At 59.1% G+C, this 21,853-nt stretch carries 25 protein-coding genes; 10 read left to right on the top strand and 15 right to left on the bottom strand.

Annotation, left to right across the window (positions count from 1 at the left end):
- Positions 1–47 precede the first annotated feature (47 nt).
- Entirely contained in the window at positions 48–776 is a 729-nt protein-coding gene (locus BM036_RS07000; RefSeq protein WP_091849893.1) for a helix-turn-helix domain-containing protein, read from the bottom strand.
- 285 nt (positions 777–1,061) lie between these two features.
- Between BM036_RS07000 and BM036_RS06995 the strand changes: the two genes are divergently transcribed.
- Positions 1,062–1,586, top strand: coding sequence for a PadR family transcriptional regulator (locus tag BM036_RS06995; RefSeq protein ID WP_091849891.1), 525 nt, complete (start codon positions 1,062–1,064; stop codon positions 1,584–1,586).
- 60 nt (positions 1,587–1,646) lie between these two features.
- Here the strand turns inward: BM036_RS06995 and BM036_RS06990 are convergent, their stop codons facing one another.
- The 3 genes from BM036_RS06990 to BM036_RS06980 all read right to left on the bottom strand — a co-directional run bounded on the left by BM036_RS06990 (position 1,647) and on the right by BM036_RS06980 (position 3,646).
- Positions 1,647–2,642, bottom strand: coding sequence for an NAD(P)H-dependent flavin oxidoreductase (locus tag BM036_RS06990; protein ID WP_091849889.1), 996 nt, complete (start codon positions 2,640–2,642; stop codon positions 1,647–1,649).
- Positions 2,643–2,830: 188 nt separating this feature from the next.
- Positions 2,831–3,484, bottom strand: a complete 654-nt coding sequence (locus BM036_RS06985; RefSeq protein WP_091849888.1) for a DsbA family oxidoreductase — start codon at positions 3,482–3,484, stop codon at positions 2,831–2,833.
- A gap of 3 nt (positions 3,485–3,487) precedes the next feature.
- The gene (locus BM036_RS06980; RefSeq protein ID WP_091849886.1) at positions 3,488–3,646 is read right to left on the bottom strand and encodes a YqaE/Pmp3 family membrane protein; all 159 of its coding nucleotides are present in this window, start codon (positions 3,644–3,646) and stop codon (positions 3,488–3,490) included.
- Between the two features lie 244 nt (positions 3,647–3,890).
- Between BM036_RS06980 and BM036_RS06975 the strand changes: the two genes are divergently transcribed.
- The gene (locus BM036_RS06975; RefSeq protein ID WP_091849884.1) at positions 3,891–4,238 is read left to right on the top strand and encodes a DUF488 domain-containing protein; all 348 of its coding nucleotides are present in this window, start codon (positions 3,891–3,893) and stop codon (positions 4,236–4,238) included.
- A gap of 2 nt (positions 4,239–4,240) precedes the next feature.
- Here BM036_RS06975 and BM036_RS06970 read toward each other — a convergent pair whose 3' ends face one another.
- From BM036_RS06970 to BM036_RS06950, 5 genes are all read right to left on the bottom strand, one after another.
- Complete coding sequence (locus BM036_RS06970) at positions 4,241–4,858, bottom strand: LysE family translocator (RefSeq protein ID WP_091849882.1); 618 nt, start codon at positions 4,856–4,858, stop codon at positions 4,241–4,243.
- 6 nt (positions 4,859–4,864) lie between these two features.
- Positions 4,865–5,284: a hypothetical protein gene (locus tag BM036_RS06965; RefSeq protein WP_091849880.1), complete on the bottom strand. Its 420-nt coding sequence runs from the start codon at positions 5,282–5,284 to the stop codon at positions 4,865–4,867.
- Between the two features lie 146 nt (positions 5,285–5,430).
- Positions 5,431–5,859 (bottom strand): organic hydroperoxide resistance protein, encoded by a 429-nt coding sequence (locus tag BM036_RS06960; RefSeq protein WP_091849878.1) that lies wholly within the window; start codon positions 5,857–5,859, stop codon positions 5,431–5,433.
- Between the two features lie 168 nt (positions 5,860–6,027).
- On the bottom strand, positions 6,028–6,369 hold the full coding sequence (locus BM036_RS06955) for an ankyrin repeat domain-containing protein (RefSeq protein ID WP_091849875.1): 342 nt from the start codon (positions 6,367–6,369) through the stop codon (positions 6,028–6,030).
- 25 nt (positions 6,370–6,394) lie between these two features.
- On the bottom strand, positions 6,395–7,015 hold the full coding sequence (locus tag BM036_RS06950; protein ID WP_091849873.1) for a YqaA family protein: 621 nt from the start codon (positions 7,013–7,015) through the stop codon (positions 6,395–6,397).
- A gap of 116 nt (positions 7,016–7,131) precedes the next feature.
- Between BM036_RS06950 and BM036_RS06945 the strand changes: the two genes are divergently transcribed.
- Complete coding sequence (locus BM036_RS06945; RefSeq protein ID WP_091849871.1) at positions 7,132–7,914, top strand: TSUP family transporter; 783 nt, start codon at positions 7,132–7,134, stop codon at positions 7,912–7,914.
- Positions 7,915–7,931: 17 nt separating this feature from the next.
- On the opposite strand, the gene BM036_RS06940 is transcribed toward BM036_RS06945, so the two are convergent.
- Together BM036_RS06940 and BM036_RS06935 are read right to left on the bottom strand one after the other, a co-directional pair.
- Complete coding sequence (locus BM036_RS06940; protein WP_091849869.1) at positions 7,932–8,993, bottom strand: PA0069 family radical SAM protein; 1,062 nt, start codon at positions 8,991–8,993, stop codon at positions 7,932–7,934.
- 72 nt (positions 8,994–9,065) lie between these two features.
- Positions 9,066–9,341, bottom strand: coding sequence for a hypothetical protein (locus BM036_RS06935; RefSeq protein ID WP_091849867.1), 276 nt, complete (start codon positions 9,339–9,341; stop codon positions 9,066–9,068).
- Positions 9,342–9,488: 147 nt separating this feature from the next.
- On the opposite strand from BM036_RS06935, the gene BM036_RS06930 reads away from it, so the two are divergent.
- Positions 9,489–10,703 carry a serine hydrolase domain-containing protein gene (locus tag BM036_RS06930; RefSeq protein ID WP_091849865.1) on the top strand — a complete coding sequence of 405 codons (1,215 nt, stop codon included), beginning with the start codon at positions 9,489–9,491 and terminating at the stop codon, positions 10,701–10,703.
- A gap of 70 nt (positions 10,704–10,773) precedes the next feature.
- Here BM036_RS06930 and BM036_RS06925 read toward each other — a convergent pair whose 3' ends face one another.
- Complete coding sequence (locus BM036_RS06925) at positions 10,774–11,439, bottom strand: AbiTii domain-containing protein (RefSeq protein WP_091849863.1); 666 nt, start codon at positions 11,437–11,439, stop codon at positions 10,774–10,776.
- 245 nt (positions 11,440–11,684) lie between these two features.
- Positions 11,685–12,437, bottom strand: a complete 753-nt coding sequence (locus BM036_RS06920; protein WP_091849861.1) for a Crp/Fnr family transcriptional regulator — start codon at positions 12,435–12,437, stop codon at positions 11,685–11,687.
- A gap of 311 nt (positions 12,438–12,748) precedes the next feature.
- Here BM036_RS06920 and BM036_RS06915 point away from each other — a divergent pair, with 311 nt between their 5' ends.
- From BM036_RS06915 to BM036_RS06905, 3 genes are all read left to right on the top strand, one after another.
- Positions 12,749–13,618 carry a response regulator gene (locus tag BM036_RS06915; RefSeq protein ID WP_091849859.1) on the top strand — a complete coding sequence of 290 codons (870 nt, stop codon included), beginning with the start codon at positions 12,749–12,751 and terminating at the stop codon, positions 13,616–13,618.
- A 249-nt stretch (positions 13,619–13,867) separates the two neighbouring features.
- Complete coding sequence (gene thpD, locus BM036_RS06910) at positions 13,868–14,779, top strand: ectoine hydroxylase (RefSeq protein WP_091849857.1); 912 nt, start codon at positions 13,868–13,870, stop codon at positions 14,777–14,779.
- 81 nt (positions 14,780–14,860) lie between these two features.
- Complete coding sequence (locus BM036_RS06905; protein ID WP_091849855.1) at positions 14,861–15,772, top strand: diacylglycerol/lipid kinase family protein; 912 nt, start codon at positions 14,861–14,863, stop codon at positions 15,770–15,772.
- Here the strand turns inward: BM036_RS06905 and BM036_RS06900 are convergent.
- Together BM036_RS06900 and BM036_RS06895 are read right to left on the bottom strand one after the other, a co-directional pair.
- The gene (locus tag BM036_RS06900) at positions 15,723–16,550 is read right to left on the bottom strand and encodes a hypothetical protein (protein WP_091849853.1); all 828 of its coding nucleotides are present in this window, start codon (positions 16,548–16,550) and stop codon (positions 15,723–15,725) included. The genes BM036_RS06905 and BM036_RS06900 overlap by 50 nt on opposite strands.
- A 208-nt stretch (positions 16,551–16,758) precedes the next feature.
- On the bottom strand, positions 16,759–17,976 hold the full coding sequence (locus BM036_RS06895) for an acyl-CoA dehydrogenase family protein (RefSeq protein WP_091849851.1): 1,218 nt from the start codon (positions 17,974–17,976) through the stop codon (positions 16,759–16,761).
- A 210-nt stretch (positions 17,977–18,186) separates the two neighbouring features.
- Between BM036_RS06895 and gabT the strand changes: the two genes are divergently transcribed.
- The 3 genes from gabT to BM036_RS06880 all read left to right on the top strand — a co-directional run bounded on the left by gabT (position 18,187) and on the right by BM036_RS06880 (position 21,782).
- Positions 18,187–19,461, top strand: coding sequence for a 4-aminobutyrate--2-oxoglutarate transaminase (gabT, locus tag BM036_RS06890; protein ID WP_091849849.1), 1,275 nt, complete (start codon positions 18,187–18,189; stop codon positions 19,459–19,461).
- A 29-nt stretch (positions 19,462–19,490) separates the two neighbouring features.
- Positions 19,491–20,396, top strand: coding sequence for a LysR family transcriptional regulator (locus BM036_RS06885; RefSeq protein WP_091849847.1), 906 nt, complete (start codon positions 19,491–19,493; stop codon positions 20,394–20,396).
- A 231-nt stretch (positions 20,397–20,627) separates the two neighbouring features.
- Complete coding sequence (locus BM036_RS06880) at positions 20,628–21,782, top strand: ABC transporter substrate-binding protein (RefSeq protein WP_091849845.1); 1,155 nt, start codon at positions 20,628–20,630, stop codon at positions 21,780–21,782.
- Positions 21,783–21,853: the final 71 nt, after the last annotated feature.

Raw genomic sequence — 21,853 nt, 5'->3', positions numbered from 1 at the left:
CAACAATAGCAGGCTGCGTTTTAGCCTGCAGGGGAGGACTCTCGATCTCAGCTGACCGCGTGCCCTTCCAGCAGTGGAGCGACCAGTTCGATGGCCGAGTCATCCAGTAACGCATCCAGGCAGGGTGGGTGAAGGAACGTGGAAGATGGCGTCAGGCCGTTTACCTGGCGATAACACCTGGACAGGTGCGCGGAGTTCGCGAACCCTCCCAGCAGGGCAGCCTCGGTGACCGAGTATCCCAGGGCCATGATGATAGTGCTGATAAAGACCCGGTAACGGACCCGGTACTGGGTGATCGGTAACCCGGCCTGTTCCTTGAAGAGTTTCTCCAGCCGCGATTCCGACAGCCGGACCTCCCGGGCCAGGTCGGACAGGGCAGGGGCATCATGGAGCGAGGTCCGGATACGACGTGCCACTGCGAGGACTCTCGGGTCGAATTCCCGGAAGGTCAGGTTTTGCAAATGCTCAGGTATGAGGCTGGCCCGGATCATGGCACTTGCGGTACCTGCAGTAATCCCCCCCTTGTTACGGACGTCCGTCATGGTGGCGATCACCTTGGCCTCATGCGGATGGTGGCAGTATATGCCGTCGCCGACGGGAGCCATGAGACTGGCCAGCGCCGGGTAGGCCTGGGACAGCGGCGGCAGAAGTTCCTGTGTGGTGCGGTAGACCTCCTGGCGACTGCGACAGGTACCAAGAAAGATGACTTCCCGGGCGCGGAGGAGCATCCGGGGTGCTTTGTGGCACTGAGTGGACGGATTATTCTTGTTAGTCATTGTCTTCCTGCCCTGACGGACGCTTTGTCGATTGCCACCTGACCGCCGTAGCTGGACTTTAGTCCACCTTTCGGGAATCGGCTTTCACGATTTGGCACTCAGTTGTAACTGGATCACAGTGATTCCCGGGCGCAAAGGCGGTGAGACGCGATTCGTGGCCGCATCAGGAGTGTGGTGTCATCTTTTCTGGTCGAATTGCCGAGATGGGACACCCGTCATGACAATAATGACCGCGACCAACCCGGGGCCATTGGCGCGGGAGTGCATTGCGGATAGAATCCCGCCATGTCCATTCAACATGCCCTGCTCACCTCGCTTCTTGAGAAACCGTCAACCGGATACCAGCTTGCCCGCCGTTTTGATCGCTCTATCGGTCATTTCTGGCAGGCTACCCATCAGCAGATTTACCGGGAACTTCGACGTATGGCAGCTTCTGGCTGGGTAGAGGTTGAAGAAAAAGGCGACGACGGCACTCGTAAGCGTAAGGTCTACCACGTTCTGGCGGCTGGCCGGGATGAATTGCAGCGATGGGTCGCTGAACCGGGCAGCTCTGGCGAGAGCAACGAGGCGTTGATGGTCAAGCTCAGGGCTGAAGCCGTGCTGGGACCGATCGGCGTTCGGCGGGAACTGGAGCGGCTGATCCGCTGGCACGAGGATCGGCTGGCGACATACCGGGCGATTGAGGCCAGGGACTTTTCCACGGACAACCCGACCCGTGGGCAGCGTCTGCAGCACCAGGTTCTGCGCAAGGGCATATCCGCCGAAGAGGACTGGCTTGGTTGGGCCCGGGAAACCCTGGAAGCACTTTGACCTGATGTAACCCTGACCCGAGGGTCAATTGGGGGCCTGGGCGGCCCCCGGAGTGGGCTGTCAGGCAGGTTCTGTTACAGGTTGGCGGTTAGTTTCCTGCAGGGCGAGCCGCTGCCGTGCTTGCTGGTACTCGGTGATCAGGCGGGTTACCAGAGCGTCTACGTTGCCGACAGTCTTGACGGCGCCAACGCCCTGGCCGGCACCCCAGATATCACGCCACGCCTTGCTCTTGGACTCGCCGCCGGAGCCAAAATTCATCTTGGACGGATCGGATTCCGGCAGCGCCGCGGGGTCGAGGCCTGCGTTCTCGATACTCTTTTTCAGATAGTTGCCGTGTACACCAGTAAACAGGTTGGAGTAGACGATGTCTTCTGCCGTGCTGTCCACGATCATCTGCTTGTAGGCCTGGTCTGCATTGGCCTCCTCAGTGGCAATGAAGGCGGAGCCAATATAGGCCAGGTCGGCACCGGCTGCCTGGGCTGCCAGCACGGCGTTGCCGTTGGCAATGGAACCGGAGAGCAGCAGCGGACCGTCAAACCATTCGCGGATTTCCTGGATCAGGGCAAAGGGTGACTGGGTACCGGCATGGCCACCCGCACCGGCAGCTACTGCGATCAGCCCGTCGGCACCCTTCTCGATAGCCTTGCGGGCAAATCGGTCGTTGATGACGTCGTGGAGCGTAATGCCGCCCCATGCGTGGACCTTCTGGTTCAGGTCCTCACGGGCACCCAGGGAAGTGATGATGATGGGTACCTTGTACTTGGCGCAGAGGTCCAGGTCGTGTTCGAGCCGGTCGTTGGAACGGTGAACAATCTGGTTGACGGCAAAGGGAGCCGCTGGCTTGTCGGGGTTCCGGGCATTGTAGTCCGCCAGCTCGGTGGTGATCCGGTCAAGCCACTCTTCCAGCACATGGGCCGGGCGTGCATTGAGCGAGGGGAAAGACCCCACGATACCGGCCTTGCATTGAGCAATAACCAGGTCGGGGTTGGAAATAATAAACAGGGGGGAGGCAACGGCCGGTAGCGACAGGCCCTTGAGAATATCGGGTAACGACATGACAGCTCCTGACTGACTGAGCCACCGGTGGCGGTTGGTCCGGGCCCGGCGGCAGCGTGAACAAGGGAAACAGGTGGCCGAAGACGCCCGTTACGATGTGTCGCGCGTCTTGGTGCAACCAGTTGCACAAAATTACCAGTGGGTCCTGGCATGTGCAACTGGTTTCATACATGTCGCTTAGTGGATTATCAGGAGTCCCCCTGTGCGGAGGCGGCCTTGCGGAGGTATTGCACCAGCGTGTCGGGCTCCTGGGCGCCGGGCACCATATAGCGTCGATTCAGGACGAATGCCGGCACAGCACTGACCCCGGCCTGCTGCCAATAAGCCTCGTCTTCGCGGACGGCTTCGCCATAACGGTCTGAGGTGAGCACTTCGGTGGCTTCGCTGCCATCCAGGCCGATGCTCTCCGCCCGTGACCGCAGCACGGCAGGATCCGCGATGTTGTCTGCGTGCCCGAAATAGGCATCAAACAGGGCCAGCTTCATGTCTGTCTGCTTGCCATACTCGGCGGCCCATTTCACTAACCTGTGCCCGTCGAAGGTATTGCGGGTATAGCGTTCCTGCATACGGCTGAAATTCAGCCCCAGGCCCTTGGCAATCCCCATCATATCAGCCTGGGCGGCCTCCATTTCAGCAGGGGTGCGGCCGTACTTCCGGGCAAGGGCTTCAAGGATCGGCTGGCCATCACCGGTGGGGTCCGGGTTCAGCTCGAACGCGTGCCAGCGAACGTCGAAAGTCATTTCATCCGCCAGCAACTCCATGGCCTGCGCCAGGCGGGCGTACCCGATGGCGCACCAGGGGCAGGCGATGTCGGAGACGATGTCAATGGTCAGGTGGTTCATGGGTTATTTCTTCGCGATGACCCACACCGCATGCACGATGCCGGGAATATAGCCGAGCAGGGTCAGCAGGATGTTTATCCAGAAATGCTTGCCGATGCCTACCTGGAGGAAAACGCCCAGGGGCGGCAGCAGAATGGCGATCAGGATTCGAATCAGGTCCATGTGGCAGCTCCTTGTTGCGGTGTTCGGATTGACCGGAGTCATGTCCCTGACTCCCGGAAAACCATCCCTGAAGTTACCTATCTTGTAGTGAAGGTTAGCAATAAAACCCCGGGAGGTAATTAAAATTCGGAAACGCCCGTGACGATGGCAGGTCCTGTGATCGACTATGATGAACGGTGAAGCACGCAGAAACTGTGCCCTGCAGGGGCCGCCTGAATGGATCGCAAACCAGGGGAGGAAAGTTATGGCAATCAGACTTGAGCGGGTCTACGACGAGTCCGGTAGCGGTGACTATCGGGTGCTGGTCGACCGGATCTGGCCCAGGGGGATTTCGAAGGAATCGCTTGCCGCTGACGAATGGCTCAGGGAGATTGCGCCGTCATCGAAGCTGCGCAAGGCCTTCCACTCGGGGGACGTGTCCTGGGATGAGTTCCGTCGAAGCTATCTGACTGAACTGAAAGACCACCGGGATACCTTGCGCCCGCTGGCAGAACGGGCGAGCCGCGAGAGCGTCACACTGCTATACAGCGCAAAGGACGACGAGCACAACAACGCGGTGGTACTGAAACAGTACCTCAGCATGCTGGAGTGACGTCAGGCCTTCAGCATGCCGGCGACCAGCCGACCGGCCAGTGCGATAAGCAGCACGCCGAAGAAACGCTCCAGCCAGACCACGTTTCGTTTGAGGCTGGCCAGCAACCGGGGGCTGGAGAACAGCCAGGCCACGATCATATACCAGCCGATGTCGATCACCATGGCGGTGGCTGCATAGGCAAGCTTGGCCAGCAAGGGGGTGTCCGGTCCTACTACCTGGCTGAACAGCGCAATAAAGAATACCGCAACCTTGGGGTTCAGGAACGCCAGCATGAAGCCGTCCTGGGCGGCGCTTGCAGTTGTGGGTACTTCCGGCAACTCTCCAGCGTCGCCTCTCTTCGCTGTAAGGCCCTTGAAGCCGAGCCAGGCCAGGTAGGCTGCGCCGGCCCATTGCAGAGTGGCAAACAGGGTGGGGGATGTGGTGATCACGGCGGCCAGTCCGATAATGCTCAGAAAGGCATAGAGGCCGATACCGATGCCGTGGCTGACGGCCACGATCAAACCATTACCGCGCCCACCGGCCAGTGTCTGCTTCAGAACAAGCGCCAGGGAAGGCCCGGGGGACATGGCGCCAAGGGTGCATATGGTGACGACTGCGAGCCAGGTGGTCAGTGACATGATGTCTTACCTCGTGCCTGCAGCCATTCGGCGAGCGCCCAGCAAGGTCTGGAACACAGCCACGCCGAGTCCCCAGAAACCATTGAGGACCAGGCCGCCAACCCAGGTCTGGGCGGTAACATCGATTTCCTTCAGAGGAAAGACCACCAGCATGGCGACGGCCGTTGGTCCGATGGCCCCCAGAAGGACCATCAGGCCCCAGAACGCGGGGCTGGCCAGTCGTGCCAACAGTGCCCACAGAAGCAACCCCCAGAGCCCCCCGAAAAACCCAAGGGAGATAACTGCAGGCACACCAAACGGGGGCACCGGTGACAGGTTGAAGGGCGGGGCCGGCGTCATACCTGCCATCCAGAACAGGGCAAAGAGACCCTGGTGAAATACCAGTGTTGCGAGAAAACCGCTGATAAAAGCCTTGATCCAGGGCATGGGAACTCCACGAAATAAACCGATAGTTTACTGATTTGGGATAGCCCGTGCATCGTCGGGAAGCGATGAACCGGGAAAGGCGTATCAATAAAAAAGGGCCACGCCGGCTGGCAGTGGCCCTGAAGAGTACAGTTCTTGCTGGTACCTTAGTCGACCCGGGTCAGTGTGACGTCGATGTTGCCACGGGTGGCATTGGAATACGGGCACACCTGGTGAGCCTGTTCTATTAACTGGTTGGCCTGGTCGTTATCCATTCCCGGCAGTGAAATTCGCAGTTCCACCTGAATACCGAAACCGCCATTGGACGGCCCGATACCTACCAGCCCTTCTACGGAAGCATCCTGGGGCATGGGCAGCTTCGCCTTGCCGGCGACGACTTTCATTGCACCAATAAAGCACGCCGAGTAACCGGCTGCGAACAACTGTTCCGGGTTGGTACCCTCGCCCCCGGCACCACCGAGTTCGCGGGGTGTGGTCAGCGCGACATCCAGGGCTCCGTCGGAAGAAACGGCGCGGCCATCACGACCACCGGTCGCTTCAGCCGAAGCGGTGTAGAGCACTTTTTCCAGAGACATGGCAGATCCTTTTTCGTGTCAGGGATTAGTGGTCCGGCGCTGCCTGACGGCTTGCCGGATAGCTGCACTATACCTTCTGGAAAAATTGCACGCAATAAGATTGTGTGCAATGTAATAGTCCCATAGGAGCCCCAGATGGAATCTGGTCAGGTGCACAGAAGGGGCTGGCTACTGCTCCTTTTCCGTCAGCAGTTTGATCATCTCGGAGGCGCCCGTGGCGAGGGCGAGATCCAGCGCCGTGTTGCCATTTACATCGGTGAGGTCCGGGTTCGCGCCACTCTCCAGCAACAGGCGGGCGGTGTCGATATGGCCATTGCGCACCGCCAGAATCAGCAGGCTTTCGCCCTCGCTGGTGCGAACGTCAACCGGTACGCCGGCGTTGAGCAGGGTGGCCAGCACCCCGGTACCTCCGTTTCTGGCCAGCTCAAAGATTCCCTGGGCGAAGGCAATGGCGTCCTTATCCTGTTCACTGTCAGGCTTTTGTGGCTCTGGTGGTTTTGCTCTGCTCATTATTACTCCCGAAAGTTGCTGGCGTTCATGACGCTCCGTCACGGATAAGTGACAGGCCCCAGGCACCTGCCACCAAGAGCGTGATGATGACGGCGGTTTTTACCTTGTGCCGTTCGAAAATGGCCTGTGCCTTGTTCCCGGCCACCAGTACCAGAAGGGCCAATCCGAAATAGCGGATCGCCCGGGAAATGGCCGATGCGACCATGAACAGCGTAAACGAAAAACCGGTGGCGCCTGCGGCAAGCATGGCGATCTGGAACGGTATCGGAATAACGCCAACACTGAGTACAAACCAGAAACCACCGGTTTCCATGCTCTGGCGCACCCGTTCGAACTGTTCCGGTGACGATGCCCATTCCACCAGTTGCGCTCCGATGGCGTCGAAAACGAAGTAACCCACAGCATACCCTGTGGCGGCACCCAGCAGGCAACCCAGCAAGGCAATCCCTGCCAGCAGGAAAAGCTGGTGGCGGCGCGCCTGCATAAGCGGGATCAGTATTGCTTCAAGCGGAATCGGTACGATGATGGACTCCAGGAAGGACGCCAGCCCAAGCCCCCAGAGCGCGTGCCTGGAATAGACCAGTTGGCGGCCAAGTTTATGCAGGCGTGAGATGGTCGTCCGTTTCCTGTATTGCTCGCTGCCCATGGGTCGGCGTCCCTGTCTGGTGGATTGGCCGGGTGGAACCGGAGCCTGTCAGCGCTCGAGAATCCCTGTATGATTTCCACCCGTTTTCGCCGAGTATAACCCGGGAGCTGTATCGGATGTCGTCACTGGCCGCCTACCAATATGTCCTTATTGCGCTGATCTTTGTCTGGAGCGGGTTCGTCCGTTCGGGGCTGGGATTTGGTGGTGCGGTGCTGTCCCTGCCATTCCTGCTGCTGGTCCATGACCAGCCTCTGGTGTTCCTGCCCATTATCGCCGTGCATCTGCTCGTGTTCTCGTCCCTGACGATCTGGCTCAACAACCGCCGGACCAGTGCAGAACGCAGGGCTGGTGAACGCCGGGAGAGTACAGTGGACTGGCGCTACCTGTGGTATCTGCTGGCAGTGATGATGGTGCCGAAGCTGGTTGGCGTGTTCGGACTGATCACCCTGCCGTCACGGGTGCTGAGTGCCATTATCTTTGTCATCGTTGCCATATATGCCCTGTCTTACCTGTTCAACCGACCGTTTCGCAGCAATAGCCGCGTGGTGGATATCATCTTTCTGATGGTGGGTGGCTATATCAGTGGCACATCGCTGATCGGCGCGCCCCTGATCATTGCCGTGGCTGCCCAGCAGGTCGCGAAGGAAAAACTCAGGGATACCCTGTTTGCACTCTGGTTTATCCTGGTCTTCATCAAGCTGGCGGCCTTTATCTGGGCTGATGTCGACCTGCAGCTACTGCACCACCTGTGGTTATTGCCCTGCGCGGCCGTTGGCCATGTGATCGGACTGAAAGTCCATCGGAGGATGTTGCAGGCAGAGACTCCGGTATTTTTCCGGGTACTGGGCGCCGTCTTGTTGACGGTCAGTGCCGCGGGCCTGGTTCAGGCCTTCCTGTAGCGGGCACGTGCCCCGGCTCAGAGTAAGCCCAACTGCTCGCTACCGGGGCGCCTGAACAGGTCGGTCCGCAGGGCTGGCTCGGGTTCACGATTCAGCCCGACAGCCCTCGCTTGCCGGTTGAAACGCTGGCGTATGAGGTCGGCATAGGGGCCTGAACCGGTCATTCGCTTGCCGAATTCACTCTGGTAGCTCTTGCCGCCACGCAGGTCCCGCATCCTCGCCATGACATGATCCGCCCGTTGCGGGAAGTGCCTTTGCAGCCAGTCCTGGAAGAGTTCGTCCAGTTCCAGAGGCAGCCTCAGAAGGATCCAGCTTGCCCGTATGGCCCCTGCCGTGGCGGCCGCTTCCAGAATCCGCTCCAGCTCATGGTCGTTCACGAACGGGATGACCGGCCCCATTATTATGCCGGTAGGGACGCCGGCGGCCGACAGCTCCCGCAAGACTTTCAGTCGGGTTGCCGGGGCGGCGGTACGGGGTTCCATGGTGCGTTTCAGGTTGTTGTCGAGGGTGGTCAGGCTGACACGGACAGAGCAAAGCCGCTGGCTTGCAAGCTCTGACAACAGGTCAAGGTCCCGGAGGATAAGGCCACCCTTGGTGATGATGGATACCGGGTGACGGTATTCAAGCAGGACTTCCAGTAGTTGTCGGGTGATACCGCGCTCGCGCTCGACCGGCTGATAGGCGTCCGTGTTCACCCCCAGGGCAATGGTGGCTGGTCGATAGCCCGGCCTGTCCAGCTCTCGCCGCAACTGATCAGCAGCGTTTGGCTTGGCGATAAGGCGGGTTTCAAAGTCCAGGCCCGGTGAAAGGTCCCAGTAGGCGTGGGTCGGACGTGCAAAGCAGTAGATGCACGCATGCTCGCACCCCCGGTAGGGGTTGATGGACTGGTCGAAAGGCACATCCGGTGACCGATTTCGGCTGATGATAGTACGTACCCTCTCGTCCGTGACTTCGGTGGCAACCGAATCCGGGCACAGGGTGTCTTCGGGGGCCTGGTACCAGCCGTCGTCGACCTGGCGATCAGTTGCAATAGGCTGGAACCGGTTGTGAGGGTTCAGGGCCGTGCCGCGAGTCTTCAATGGAGTCACCGATACTGGTTAAATGTACAGTATTGGCTATCATATCACGGGCGCGGGCCATGACAAGCATGGTCAGCGGGCCTGTTGCTGTTTCAGAAACAGCACAATCGCCGGAGGCAGGTGCGCCACGCCGATGGCTGTCAGAAAGGCCGCCGCCCCGCCGCCTTCTTCCGCGCCCATGTAGACGCCGGTAACGGCCCATCCAAAGGCAACGGCAACCAACGCCAACAGGCCATGCCCCAGCCATCGCCGGGGGCTGGCGGTTACCTGGCGTGCCAGTTGCCAATGGGCGTAGGCGACAACGGCAATCGCCACCACCGTCAGAACCAGTGTGAAAACAAGTCGCATGGGCTTCTCCCCCGGGCATCTATCGCATAAGCTGACTGATCTGAAGTCTACTACCAAAAACAATGAAGCCGCGGCAGCCAGGTTCAAGGTGCCCGATCGGATCGGGCCCGGAACCCGGCCCCGGCCATAATCAACAGGATTACCCCCATGTCAGGAGCCAACGTTGTAGCTGGTCTGTCGCTGGACCGTCTTGAAAATATCAGTCGTCACCTGGATGAGCGCTATATCCGTACCGGCAAGTTCCCCGGTGCGGTAACCCTGGTAGCTCGCCGTGGCGAGATTGCCTGGGTGAAGGCGCAGGGTCTTATGGATATCGAACGGAACAAACCGGCCCGGCGGGATACGGTGTTCCGCATCTACTCCATGACCAAGCCGGTCACCTCCGTTGCCATGATGCAGTTGTACGAACAGGGCCGATTCCTGCTGGATGACCCGGTGCACAAGTACATTCCGTCCTGGAAGCATCTGCGGGTCTACGACAACGGCATCTATCCGAATTTCATTACTCGCCCGGCAACGACCACCATGCGGATCCGGGACCTGTTCACCCATATGTCAGGGCTCACCTACGGCTTTCTCTGCAGGAGTAACGTGGATGCCGCCTACCGGGAGCTGAAACTGGATGGCAGCCGGGACCTGACCCTGGACAAGCTGATTGAACAGCTCGCCGAGATGCCCCTGGAGTTCGATCCCGGCACCGCCTGGAACTATTCGGTGGCCACCGATGTGCTGGGTTACCTCGTGCAATTGTTATCCGGGCAGTCACTGGATGACTATTTCCGTGAGCACATTTTTGAACCGCTGGGTATGAGGGATACAGGTTTCCAGGTCCGGGAAGATCAGATGGACCGCTTTGCGGCCTGCTATCTCTACCAGCCGGGTGACCAGATGGCTCTGCAGGATGACCCGGAAACCTCCCGTTATCGGGAGCGTCCGAATTTCCTGGCTGGTGGGGCAGGCCTGGTATCCACCGTGGATGACTATTTCCGGTTTGCCCAGGCGCTTTGCCAGGGGGGTGAGCTGGATGGCCACCGTATCATTGGTCGCAAGACCCTGGAGTTCATGCGCCTGAATCACCTGCCTGGCAACCAGGACTTGCCCGGACTGTCCATCGGGGCATTCAGTGAGACCCCCTATGAAGGTAACGGATTCGGGTTGGGCTTCTCGGTAAAGACCGATGTGGCCAAGTCCCGGACCAACGGTTCGGTGGGGGAGTATGGTTGGGGGGGGCTGGCCAGCACTAACTTCTTCATAGATCCGGTGGAAGAGCTGGTAATGGTTTTCATGACCCAGTTGATTCCGTCGTCTTCCTACCCGATACGAGAAGAGTTACGGGCGATGATCAATGGGGCCCTGGTCTGATTTCAGGTCGCCACATTCCGGCTTCCCTGAAGGGAAGCCGGAATGTGGGTAGGCTGTTGTGTCGGCTGTTTCAGCCGGCGCGACCAAACATGCGCTCCAGGAAACCGGCTTCTCGTACGTCAGGTACCGGCAGCTGATGCAGTGATTCAGCCGCTTCCCGCCAGAACCGGGTCGGCTCGTCCAGGCCAGCGACCTGTTGCTTTTCTTCCTGGCTGAAGGAGTTATGGTCACCGGCCAGACCGGATTCCAGCACCGCACTGGTCCAGAGGTAGAGGGTGCCGCGGATGGTTCGGATGACGTCGCAGTAAGCGCTCCGGCTGACATTGATCGCCAGTTCGGCGGTCAGGTTGATCTTCTGCTGCAGTTCCCGCAGGTGCTCCGGGGGCAGGGAAATACGGTGCCCATTGCCCTTCTTGCAGTTCATGCAGATTTTTTCGAGCTCTGCCACGCCCTCGTGAAGGTCCAGGTGGCCAAATTGCTCCAGCTGCTGCTTGTCTACTGGAGCGGGAATCCACCCGTACTGCGGAGAGCGGGCTACAATATGTCCGCTGACATCATGACGATAGGCGGGCAGTTCGGTTTCAGGCGCATATCCCTCGAATTCACGGCGCAGCCAGGCGGCCATGGATCGGTGGCGAAGCATCATCGCAAGGGTGATAGCGGAGGGCATGATGTCAGTGAGTGACTCACTGGCATCGAGAAGGCGTTCCTGAAGGTGATCGACAGGTGCTGACATGATTGACGACTCCCATTCCGGATCAATCGCTGTCCGGGATTTTGTTGTTGTTTCTGGGTAATACCTGGGTTTTGTGTAGCCGGCGTGGTCAGTAACCAGCCATTACTATGACATTAGACCCGGAGCGTCCCGGTGTCTGTTCCAAAAAGTAATGAGCGGGTAACAGTTTGTACAGTATATGATCACCTCAGTCGCATTTTCTGGCTTACTCGTGTAGGTGATGTTTTTATTGGGCGTTTAGGACGTCAGGCCGGGGGTCGGGCACCGATATTTTTGAGCAGGCTCGTCACGTCCTCTTCCAGGTATTCCGGGTCGAAACCGGCGACGTCTTGCAGACCATTCCGGTCCAGGAGAGTGATGCCGTCAGGACCAAGTGTGGTAAGCCCTTCCTGCTTTAGCTCGTTCAGGGTGCGGTTTACGTGGACAGTGCTCAGTCCCAGCGCATCGGCCAGCACGACCTGGGTGAGCGGCAAGTGGTTGCAATCGTCCACATCGACACAGGCCTTGTCGAGGCGGTGTGCCATCTCCAGAAGGAAGTGAGCGACCTTCTCCCGGGCTGATCGGCGTCCCAGGTTTATCAGGCGCTCAACGAGGATGGCCTGGTCCCGTGCTGCGATCAGGAAAAACAGGTTGCACAGGAGGCGGGAGGTGGCAAAGACGTCCGTCAGGCGGTGCTTTGGGAAAGGGCACAGGGTGGCATTCGTGGCGGTAAGCAGGTTCGATACCCTGCGGCGGAACGCAAATTCCCGCAGGCCAACGATGTCACCCGGAACATACAGGTCCAGCACCTGCCTGGATCCATCTTCCATTGTCCTGAAGCTGCAGGCCCAGCCACTGCTGACCGTGTAGAAATGCTCCGACTCCGTACCCTGTTGCCAGATTACCGTACCCCGGGTGAACTCCCGGGGTGATTTCTCCAGCGAGTCCAACAACTCCCGGTCCCTCTGGTCGAGTTCGGCATAGTGTTCAAAGTGGCGAATGATACAGCTGCTGGACATGGGGGCTCCTTGTTTCGGGCTAATTTAAACCTGCCTTTTCCATAATTCTGTAGGCTTAGCGTTTCACTCTCTATTACAAACGGTCCATAATTCAACAAAGGACTACCGGTCAGGCACCTGTCATAACCTATGTTATGTCGTCGCTCATGGCAGGGTGTTAGTTTAAGTGGACCAAAATTCATGGTTTGGACAGGTTGTCTTGCCAGAAGAGTGGCCGCGCCACTGTCAGTCTCCGGTTCAGATAGCACCTCCTGTTTTTTGGGTCACAAAAGGTATCCCCGGATACCCCATGACCGTCTTGGAGGAAAGCAATGGGAATTGCACGCAGAAAAACCGGGTTTGAGTCAGTCAAAGGGGTTGTTGCTCCGCTCAATCTGAAACGGGTGTTGAGGGGCATGCCCCGGTGGCAGGAAGCGCGAAGTTTCCGCTTATTCAGCTACTCGGTAATTGTGGCCTCTGCTGTGGTACCAGCACTGGTCTGGAACAGTCTGACAAGCCCCGGTGACAGCTGGCAGGAGCCTGCGCTTCCTGTTTATGGGCCCTTCGTGCTGATCGGGGGGATCCTGGTGCTCGAAGCTGCGCTCATTCTGTGGGTCAAAATGCTCCAGTTCGGCAATGAACGAGTCCGGCGCCACCGTGAGCGCAGGGCCTCAGCATTTTCACCGGCGGCTGACACGACGCTATCGGCATCCGGTGATCTCCGCCCGGGATCTCCCGTTGAGAGCCATCAACGCGACGGGTGTCCGAGCACCAATATTCCCAGGGTTCTCGTGGTGGACGACGACCCCATCAACAGGATGATTCTGCGTAAACAGTTGTTGCGCCTGGATATCGAGCCGGTCAGTGCGGCGGATGGCATGGAAGCACTGGAAACCGTAAGGGAGGGGACCTGGGACCTGGTCCTTATGGATGGCCAGATGCCGCGGCTGGACGGCCCCGAAACCGCCCATGAGATTCGCCTGCGCGAACTGTTACCCCCCGAGGTGCCGATTATCGGAATTTCCACCAACGACACACCGGAATTCCGCGAACGTTGTCTCCGTGCCGGCATGCAGGCCTGCTATCATAAACCCGTACGCCGCTTTGTAATGGAAAAGCTGGTTGATGTTTATATCCATCAGCGCGTGGCTGAAACACCGGACCATATTGCTGGCCGTACCCTGACTTCCGTCTCTGCCTAGTCTTCGGCTGCCTGGAAGTCCCGCAGGTTCAGCAATTGGCCTGGCGGGACAGTATCCGAGTCAGTCTGAAAAGATGCCTGCCAATTAAGCTTTATTCATTCGGCCCCCTCAACGGCGATGAAAATGGCGTGTCATAACCTGTGTTATGTCTGCCACAAACAGCCGGTGTTACGTTGCCCCACATCCCTGATGGTCTCCCGTCACCTGGAGATCATCTGACATTCATCAGGGCATGTGGAGAGTGTAACCATGTTACAGAGAACCGACTTTTACCCGACCCGGGATGATTTCGTACCCGATCTGTTTCCCCGTCAGGAGCCGGTAATACATAGTACCGGTGTCGCCCGCGAACGCGGTCCGCTGGACCGGGAACAACTGGACCGTTTCGAGAGAGACGGCTTCCTCTGGATGGAGGGTTTCTTTCCGGAGCTGGCGGTTTCGCCCTTCCTGGAAGAACTCCGGCATATGGCCACACGGAACGATATCACGGACCTGGAGCAGGTGGTCATGGACAAGGAGCGACAGGAGATTCGCTCAATCTTCGCCATGCATGAGCTGTCTGATGCCTTTGATCGCATGACCCGCGATCCGAGGTTGCTCGACATGGTCCGCCAGCTACTTGGCTCGGAAGTCTATATCCACCAGTCACGGATCAACAGCAAGGCCGGGTTCTGCGGCAACGGGTTCGATTGGCACTCGGATTTTGAAACCTGGCACAGCGAAGATGGTATGCCTGCGATGAGGGCGGTAAGTGCCTCAATAATGCTGACCGAGAACAATGCCTTTAACGGTCCAGTCATGCTGATTCCGGGATCACACCAGCAGTTTGTGCCTTGTGTCGGGCGAACCCCCGACGAGAACTGGGCAAGCTCGCTGAAACACCAGCAGGTCGGCTTGCCATCCCGGGCTGACATCGAGAAACTTGCTGGCAGCGATGGCATCCAGGCCCCCACCGGACCTGCCGGCTCCCTGCTGCTGTTCGAGTGCAACACGCTGCACGCGTCCAATCGCAATATGTCGCCCTGGCCGAGGGCCAACCTGTTCTTTGTCTATAACAGTGTCGAGAACCGCCTGGCCCAGCCCTTTGCTGGTACCCGCCCACGCCCCTGGTACCTGGCGGAACGGGAGAATACCCGCCCGCTGATCGACCGTCGGTCTTAACGGATTGTCACCTCCCGGGGCAGGGGATGGGTTAACCTGAGGGTTCACCCTGAAATGGTCCACCCGCCCCGGAGGCGCATCATGACGGACTGGCTGCTGGCAAACCCGAAAGCCGGCGATGGCGAACGCAATGCTGACTTCTGGCAGGCACACCTCGCTGAGGTTGGGCTGACCGACTTGAGGTTGTGTGACCTTGACGGCCAGGGCTGGGTTGACTTGCTGGCACCGGGAGACCGCGTACTTGCCGCCGGTGGCGACGGCTCCGTTAACGCAGCGGCCCGGATCTGCCGGGATACTGGCGCAACCCTGGCGGTGTTGCCCTCCGGCACCGCCAATGATTTCTTTCGTAACCTCGGCATTGAGAACAGGCCCGAAGCCATTTGCCAGGCGGTGGCCGCTAACCGCAGTCTTGCGGTGGATGTGGCGGAATATGACGGTGGTATCTTCCTTAACGTGGCCCACGTCGGCCTGGGGACCATGCCGGCAAGGGACGCCAATTCCGACGATGAGACCAAGCAACGGTTCGGGCAACTTAGTTATGGACTGTCCCTTGTTCGCCGGGTTTTTTCCAGGCGTGGTTTCCGTGCCACTGTCTACACCGACCAGGGCACGCTATCGGGGCGCTGGCTGACCATAGCCATTGCCAATGGCACGTATTTCGGTGGCGGCAGTGAGGTACCCAATGCCGGTATCACCACAGGGGAACTGGCTGTAGTTGGTGTCAGGACGGCGTCGATACCCAGCCTTGCCATGGCCTTTGTGCTGACCCGCTTGCTGGGCCGGCCACCAAGGGATAACGATACCGTGGTTGAGGTGCAGAGCCCCTGGTGCCGCATCAGTGCCCGCCGCCCCAAGACAGTAACCGTGGATGGAGATGTGGCTGGGTCCACGCCGTTCAACGCAACCTGCCAGCCGGGAAAGCTCAGGGTGGTCGTCGGGGAGGTCAGTAGTTCGAGTAGGTCTCCGGACGCCAACGCGCAAAATGCTCGCTGAGGGACTCCGGCTCCCGTTCGATATCGGTGGCCTGCAGCTCTGCAGTCAGGCGATGGTCACGGAGCTCCTGTACCAGCAGGTCGAACCCGTCTTCCGGTCGGGGGCGCTGGTTGGCCCGGGGCTGGTTGTCCTTGCGCAGTACCGGAAAGGTTTCCGCCAGCGCCCCGGCGACTTTCAGTAACTGAACCTTATGCGAGCCGTGGTGTAACCAGGCGGTTTCACGGAGCTGTTTCCAGTCAGTGGTGGCGCTGTCGTGAAGCCGGTAGATGATGCCAGTGTTCGCCAGGGTGTCGACTGGTACTACCAGAAGCCGGGCAGTGGGAATACGGCGCTGATCAAACAGGCTGCCACTGCCATACCGGGGTTTTACGGTGAGACCGAGTTCGGGGAACGCCAGGTTCAAATGTTCCATCTGGGCGAGGAAGAAGGCGCCAATACCGGTTTCGATAAACAGGTGGCCCCGCAACGGTTCCTGGTCGAGGAAACGGATGTCTCCGGTTTCCCGGTAGCACTGCCTGCCCAGCATGGGAATCATTTCCCGAACCAGGGCGCTGCGCAGCGCCAGCGGGTGCTCTTTCAGGCGTGGGCTCAGGTCGATGGCGCGGGGGTGGTGGGTCTGGTCGCAGGTGCGCAGCCTCGCCAGGGCCTGGCCGGTATTGCCATAGCGGACGGTAAAGCGGTCTCCGGGGCGCAATGCCTGGTTGAAATAGCGCTCGTTGCACAGATCGAACAGTGCCTTGAGGTCATTGCAGGCGATGGGGTCGGCGCCGAGAGGCATAGCCGTCGTCCTCCGTAGGTCGAGACTGGCTTCCGCTGAGTATAGTGAAGTGTAGTTAATCTTCAGTGGAGGCGCCGTAACAGGGCGTAACGCTTTGTGTCGGCAGGCGCCGGTCGGGTGTCTGTGGGAGGGTCTTCAGGAGCAAATATGCATGCGACGATGCGGATAGCTGAAGGCGCACCGGGGGGCGGTGCGCCTCTGGGCCGTATTACAGGTAGGCTTTCAGCACTTCCTTGGCGATGGCGTTGCGGTGGACCTCATCGGGGCCATCCGCGGTGCGCAGATGACGGGCATAGACCCACATGTCCGCCAGCGGGAAGTCCTCAGTGTAGCCGGCGGCACCGTGAGCCTGGATAGACCAGTCGATGACCCTGAGGGCCATGGCCGGTGCTGCGACCTTGATCATGGCGATCTGCTGCTTCGCCACCTTGTTGCCCACGAGGTCCATCATCTGCGCAGCCTGCAACACCATCAGGCGGGTCTGATCGATGTCGATTCGGCAATCTGCAATGCGTTCACGCCAGACGCCCTGGTCAGACAGCTTCTTGTGGAAGGCTTCCCGGGAGACCAGGCGCTGACACATGATTTCGAAGGCCCTTTCGGCCTGTCCGATGACGCGCATACAGTGATGGATCCGGCCTGGTCCCAGGCGCCCCTGGGCAATTTCGAAGCCGCGGCCTTCACCCAGGATCAGGTTGCTGGCCGGTACCCGGACGTTGTCGAACAGGATCTCCGGATGGCCCTTGGGGGCGTGATAGTAACCGTAGACCGGCATATCCCGGACGATGGTTACCCCCGGGGTGTCCTTGGGGACGATGATCATCGACTGTTGCTTGTGGCGGTCGGCGTTGTCCGGGTCGGACTTGCCCATCACGATAAAGAACCTGGTTTCCTCGCCACAGCCGCCAGTGATAAACCATTTGCGACCGTTAACGACGTACTCGTCACCGTCCCGCTGGATACGGGTTTCAATATTGGTGGCGTCGCTGGAGGCCACGGCGGGCTCCGTCATGGCAAAGGAAGAGCGGATCTTGCCGTCCAGCAGTGGCTGCAGCCAGGTGGCTTTCTGTTCATCACTGCCGTAACGGGCCAGTACTTCCATATTGCCGGTGTCTGGCGCGGCGCAGTTGAAGACTTCGGAAGACCAAAGCACCCTGCCCATGATTTCCGCCAGCGGAGCATACTCCAGGTTGGTCAGGCCAGGGCCGTATTCTTCTTCCGGCAGGAAAAGGTTCCACAGGCCCTGGGCCCGTGCCTTTTCTTTCAGCTCGTCAACGATGGGTACCTTTGCATAGGCATGGCCCCGTTCGCGGTTCTCCTCTTTCTGCTGTTGGTACAGCGCCTCGTTCGGGTAGATGTGCTCTTCCATAAACGCCGTTAACTGTTTGCGCAGGGATTCGACCTTGTCGGAATACTGAAAATCCATTGATGCCTCCGGGCAGTGGATGTTGGTTGAGTGCTGACCACTATGAAAGCGGACAATGGATCAATCAACTGAATTGTTCTGATAGATCAGTATTAGTTTCGTTAATGAAGTGAGGCTGTGTGGGGTTTTCCGGGCGCCGGGGTGGCAAGGAAGGCGCTCCTTCGACCATACTGAGGGAACATCAAACCCTGAACAGATCTGAGGCGAAGCATGACTAACGAAGAACTGCAAAAGCTGAAAGAACGGTATGTGGCCGCCGGTGCTGCCAGCCCGAACGAACAGTTTGCGGATCACGCCCGCAACGCCGAACTGTGGGATGCCAACGGTAAACGCATGATCGATTTTGCCGGTGGTATCGGTGTACTCAATATTGGCCATCGTCATCCCAAAGTGGTTGAAGCGGTCAAGGCCCAGTTGGACAAGCTGATGCACACCTGCCAGACCGTCATGCCCTATGAGGGCTATGTCCGCGTGGCCGAGAAGCTCAGCCAGGTGGCACCGGTTCGCGGTCACTCCAAGGTGATGCTGGCAAACTCCGGTGCGGAAGCCCTGGAAAATGCGGTCAAGATCGCCCGGGCGGCGACCGGCAAGAATAACGTGGTCTGTTTTGATGGTGGTTACCATGGCCGCACCTTCATGACCATGGCCATGAACGGCAAGGTACAGCCCTATGCCACCGACTTTGGCGTGATGCCCGGCATGGTCTTCCGGGCGCCTTTCCCGGTGCCGTACCACGGGGTTTCCGAGGACGAGGCCATCCGAGGCCTGAAAATGGCCCTTAAAACCGATGCCAATCCAAAAGACACTGCTGCTATTGTCATCGAGCCAGTTCTGGGTGAGGGCGGTTTCTATCCGGCCCCGGCCAGCTTCCTGAAGAAGATCCGGGAAATCTGCGACGAGCACGGCATGCTGATGATCGTGGACGAAGTGCAGAGCGGATTCGGGCGCACAGGCAAGCTGTTTGCCATTGAGCACAGCGGTGTAGAGCCGGATATTATCACCATGGCCAAGAGCATGGCGGACGGTATGCCCATCTCTGCCATTGTTGGCACTGACAAGGTGATGGATGCCTCCGGCCCCAACTCCCTCGGTGGCACCTACACTGGCAGCCCCACCGCCTGCGCAGCTGCCCTCGCCGTCATGGAAGTCTTCGAGGAAGAGGACATCCTCGGCAAGAGCCAGGCGCTGGGCGATAAGCTGGGCAAGCGATTTGCCCAATGGCAGGAGAAGTTCGGCCATGTGGACAATGTGCGTAACCTGGGGGCCATGGCCGCTATCGAGCTGGTGACGGACAAGCAGGGCTGCGAACCCCGCGCCGACCTGGCGGCCAAGGTAACCGCCTACGCCAAGGAGCACGGCCTGATCCTGCTCAGCTGTGGCATGTATGGCAACACCATCCGTTTCCTGATGCCTGTGACTATTGAAGATGAGGTGCTGGAGGAAGGTCTTCAGATTGTTGAGGATGCCCTGGCAAGCCTGGCCTGAGGTCCGGCGTACCCGGCACTACCTAAACAGTGAGCTTTTCATTCAGGCAGCTGAGGTACTTCGTGGCGGTGTCAGAGATCGGCTCGGTCTCTGGCGCTGCCCGGGACCTTGCCGTTTCCCAGTCAACGATAACCGAAGCGATCAAAGAGCTGGAAAGTGACCTTGGCGTTGTCCTGCTGGAGCGGCATGCGCGGGGCATGGGGCTGACCCACAAGGGGCATGCCTTCCTTCGCCATGCCAACCGGATTCTGGCCGAGGTGAGCTATGCACGGGGGGTGTTCGCAGAACAGGAGCAGGTGACCGGCACCCTCAATATTGGCGTGACCTCTATTGTGGCCGGCTATGCCTTGCCAGATTTGCTGGCACGTTACCGGCGTGCGTTCAGCGCCACCGGAGTACAGGTAGTAGAGGATGCGCCGGAGTATCTCGAGCACTATCTGCTTAACGGCGAGCTGGATGTCGCAATCCTTATCCTGTCGGCGCTCGAGGAACGGACAGCCCTCAATACGGCGGTTATGGAAACCTCTCCTTTCCGGGCCTGGTTGCCGATGGGGCATCGCCTGGCGAACGGGCCTGAAATTGACCGGGACGTGCTCCTGGAAGATCGCTTTATACTCTTGAATACCGACGAAATCCGCCTGGCAACCGCCGATCTCTGGCATCGCGCTCGCCGCCAACCTCGCATGGCCATGCGTACCTCGTCAGTAGAAGCGGTGAGAAGCCTGGTGGCGACTGGCGCCGGTGTGTCGGTGCTTCCTGACCTTGTTTACCGGCCCTGGTCGCTGGAAGGCGACCGAATCGCTGGCGTCAAGTTGGCATCGCCGTTGCCGCCGGTAGAGGTTGGGCTTGCCTGGCGCCGCGGTGCCAAGCCATCGGACGCCGCGCGGGCCTTTATTGACCTGGCCCTGGAAGAGCCCGTCTCCCGCCATCGTTGATTTCCGGACCTGGTCGTTGCAGGTGTTCGGAAAAATCGAAAGTTTAACTCCCTTGACTGTTCCCTCTCATAAGCCTCCGTAGTTTTACCTATAAATATCGGAAAAATTGATATCTGTTTTCTGATTTTATTTATGGCGATACCTGTGTTGGTTTCTATACTCGAATTGGTAGCCGTCACTCATGTCGTCACAGAAGACATGGTGAGCCCCATAAAACGCGGGAGAAACATCATGAACAAGTTAATGTCGTCGATGCTGACGACCACGTTTTTCGTTGCAACGGTTGCTTCTGCAGCCGATATGAAAGAGTCGGTTGGTCAGGGTGAAGGTGCGGTGGATATCGTCGCCTGGCCCGGTTACATCGAGCGTGGTGAGACCGACAAGAACTACGACTGGGTCACGGGCTTCGAGAAAGCGACGGGCTGCGAGGTGCGCGTAAAAACAGCGAATACCTCGGATGAAATGGTTGCGCTGATGAACGAGGGTGGTTTTGACCTGGTAACGGCGTCCGGTGATGCGTCGCTGAGGATCATCTACGGTGACCGCGTGCAGCCCATCAACACTGACCTGATCCCGAGCTGGGACACCGTGGATGACCGGCTCAAGGAGGCTCCCTGGCATACGGTCGATGGCGTTCATTACGGCGTGCCCTACCAGTGGGGCGCAAACGTCCTGATGTACAACACCGAAGTATTCGGGGATCAGCCGCCTACAAGCTGGAAGGTTGTATTCGAGGAAATGACCCTGCCGGACGGCAAGTCGAACAAGGGTCGCGTGCAGGCCTTTGATGGGCCGATCTACATTGCGGATGCCGCGCTCTATCTCAAGAAACATCAGCCCGAACTGGGCATCGAGGACCCCTACGAACTGACCCAGGACCAATACTCCGCTGCCCTGGACCTGCTGCGGCAGCAACGCCAGATCGTTGGTCGTTACTGGCATGACGCCTTTGTCCAGATCGATGACTTTACCAACGAGGGCGTGGTTGCATCATCAGCCTGGCCCTTCCAGGCAAACATCCTCAAGGCCCAGGGCGAGCCAGTGGCAACACTGATTCCGGAGGAGGGCGCGACCGGTTGGGCGGATACCACCATGATGCACGTGGATGCCCCGCACCCGAACTGTGCCTATAAATGGATGGAGCATTCACTGAACACCAAGCTGCAGGGTGACCTGGCTTCCTGGTTTGGGTCGGTGCCGGTGGTACTGGCTGCCTGTGAAGATAATGAGTTGCTGGGTGAGAACGGTTGCCAGACCAACGGCCTGGATAACTTCGAAAAGATCAGCTTCTGGCGCACTCCGGTGTCCGCCTGCGGTGACGGCAAACAATGCGTTCCCTATTACCGCTGGGTAACGGACTACATCGCCATTCTGGGCGGTCGCTAAGGCGGGTGTGAGGCGTTTCGCCCCGCCATAGGCGCGGGGCGAAGTACGACAGGAGGCTCCATGGCAACGAC

Source organism: Marinobacter segnicrescens, from assembly GCF_900111555.1.
In the GTDB taxonomy this organism is placed as follows: domain Bacteria; phylum Pseudomonadota; class Gammaproteobacteria; order Pseudomonadales; family Oleiphilaceae; genus Marinobacter; species Marinobacter segnicrescens.
The sequence above is the reverse complement of the archived record's forward strand: the minus strand, read 5'-3'. Positions and strand labels throughout refer to the sequence as shown.

What these genes read in the sequence shown, in the direction of transcription:
- BM036_RS07000 (WP_091849893.1), bottom strand. Translation starts at nt 776, where the DNA reads ATGACTAACAAGAATAATCCGTCCACTCAGTGCCACAAAGCACCCCGG.
- BM036_RS06995 (WP_091849891.1), top strand. Translation starts at nt 1,062, where the DNA reads ATGTCCATTCAACATGCCCTGCTCACCTCGCTTCTTGAGAAACCGTCA.
- BM036_RS06990 (WP_091849889.1), bottom strand. Translation starts at nt 2,642, where the DNA reads ATGTCGTTACCCGATATTCTCAAGGGCCTGTCGCTACCGGCCGTTGCC.
- BM036_RS06985 (WP_091849888.1), bottom strand. Translation starts at nt 3,484, where the DNA reads ATGAACCACCTGACCATTGACATCGTCTCCGACATCGCCTGCCCCTGG.
- BM036_RS06980 (WP_091849886.1), bottom strand. Translation starts at nt 3,646, where the DNA reads ATGGACCTGATTCGAATCCTGATCGCCATTCTGCTGCCGCCCCTGGGC.
- BM036_RS06975 (WP_091849884.1), top strand. Translation starts at nt 3,891, where the DNA reads ATGGCAATCAGACTTGAGCGGGTCTACGACGAGTCCGGTAGCGGTGAC.
- BM036_RS06970 (WP_091849882.1), bottom strand. Translation starts at nt 4,858, where the DNA reads ATGTCACTGACCACCTGGCTCGCAGTCGTCACCATATGCACCCTTGGC.
- BM036_RS06965 (WP_091849880.1), bottom strand. Translation starts at nt 5,284, where the DNA reads ATGCCCTGGATCAAGGCTTTTATCAGCGGTTTTCTCGCAACACTGGTA.
- BM036_RS06960 (WP_091849878.1), bottom strand. Translation starts at nt 5,859, where the DNA reads ATGTCTCTGGAAAAAGTGCTCTACACCGCTTCGGCTGAAGCGACCGGT.
- BM036_RS06955 (WP_091849875.1), bottom strand. Translation starts at nt 6,369, where the DNA reads ATGAGCAGAGCAAAACCACCAGAGCCACAAAAGCCTGACAGTGAACAG.
- BM036_RS06950 (WP_091849873.1), bottom strand. Translation starts at nt 7,015, where the DNA reads ATGGGCAGCGAGCAATACAGGAAACGGACGACCATCTCACGCCTGCAT.
- BM036_RS06945 (WP_091849871.1), top strand. Translation starts at nt 7,132, where the DNA reads ATGTCGTCACTGGCCGCCTACCAATATGTCCTTATTGCGCTGATCTTT.
- BM036_RS06935 (WP_091849867.1), bottom strand. Translation starts at nt 9,341, where the DNA reads ATGCGACTTGTTTTCACACTGGTTCTGACGGTGGTGGCGATTGCCGTT.
- BM036_RS06930 (WP_091849865.1), top strand. Translation starts at nt 9,489, where the DNA reads ATGTCAGGAGCCAACGTTGTAGCTGGTCTGTCGCTGGACCGTCTTGAA.
- BM036_RS06925 (WP_091849863.1), bottom strand. Translation starts at nt 11,439, where the DNA reads ATGTCAGCACCTGTCGATCACCTTCAGGAACGCCTTCTCGATGCCAGT.
- BM036_RS06920 (WP_091849861.1), bottom strand. Translation starts at nt 12,437, where the DNA reads ATGTCCAGCAGCTGTATCATTCGCCACTTTGAACACTATGCCGAACTC.
- BM036_RS06915 (WP_091849859.1), top strand. Translation starts at nt 12,749, where the DNA reads ATGGGAATTGCACGCAGAAAAACCGGGTTTGAGTCAGTCAAAGGGGTT.
- thpD (WP_091849857.1), top strand. Translation starts at nt 13,868, where the DNA reads ATGTTACAGAGAACCGACTTTTACCCGACCCGGGATGATTTCGTACCC.
- BM036_RS06905 (WP_091849855.1), top strand. Translation starts at nt 14,861, where the DNA reads ATGACGGACTGGCTGCTGGCAAACCCGAAAGCCGGCGATGGCGAACGC.
- BM036_RS06900 (WP_091849853.1), bottom strand. Translation starts at nt 16,550, where the DNA reads ATGCCTCTCGGCGCCGACCCCATCGCCTGCAATGACCTCAAGGCACTG.
- BM036_RS06895 (WP_091849851.1), bottom strand. Translation starts at nt 17,976, where the DNA reads ATGGATTTTCAGTATTCCGACAAGGTCGAATCCCTGCGCAAACAGTTA.
- gabT (WP_091849849.1), top strand. Translation starts at nt 18,187, where the DNA reads ATGACTAACGAAGAACTGCAAAAGCTGAAAGAACGGTATGTGGCCGCC.
- BM036_RS06880 (WP_091849845.1), top strand. Translation starts at nt 20,628, where the DNA reads ATGAACAAGTTAATGTCGTCGATGCTGACGACCACGTTTTTCGTTGCA.